This is a genomic window from Clostridium sp. CTA-19 (assembly GCF_054767855.1).
Genome location: NZ_BAAABH010000095.1, coordinates 1 through 580 on the forward strand (window position 1 = coordinate 1; position 580 = coordinate 580).

Genomic DNA, 580 nt, shown 5'->3' on the forward strand with positions numbered 1-580 from the left:
AAGAAGTAGATATTCTACTTCTATGTTTCCAAAATGGCTCCGCGAAAAGGATTCGAACCTTCAACCTATCGGTTAACAGCCGAGTGCTCCACCGTTGAGCTATCGCGGAATATTACCTGGCAACAACCTACCCTCCCACACAGTCACCCGTGCAGTACTCTCGGCGTCTAGAGGCTTAACTTGCCTGTTCGGAATGGAAAGGAGTGTTACCCTCTAAACCATCATCACCAGATTTTAAATTAATATAAGCGGCGTACTGCGTCGTYAAYTYCMKTCGTTKCKATRCTCATTTATACAAATAAACTCCGCTTCTCACTCAGTCATTTCCTAACATTACTTGCTTCTCTTAATTTATTTAAAATTTAATATAAGCAACGTATTTCGTCATTAACTTCAGTCGTTGTGATACTCACTTCTTTGTTGCCTAGAACTACTTGCTTTTATTAACTTAAATATTAATATTTTTATATTAAATTCTTCAGAGTTGTTCTCTGAAAATTGCACAGTGATTATATTAGGTCAAGCCCTCGACTTATTAGTATGAGTCAGCTGAACATGTTACCATGCTTACACCCCTCAC

1 tRNA gene and 1 rRNA gene are annotated in these 580 nt (G+C 38.6%); both read right to left on the reverse strand.

The annotated features are described in order from the left end of the window. Positions 1–34 precede the first annotated feature (34 nt). A tRNA-Asn gene (locus ACYUE0_RS17775) sits at positions 35–109 on the reverse strand. A gap of 5 nt (positions 110–114) precedes the next feature. Beyond that, positions 115–232 (reverse strand): 5S ribosomal RNA (gene rrf / locus ACYUE0_RS17780). Positions 233–580 lie beyond the last annotated feature (348 nt).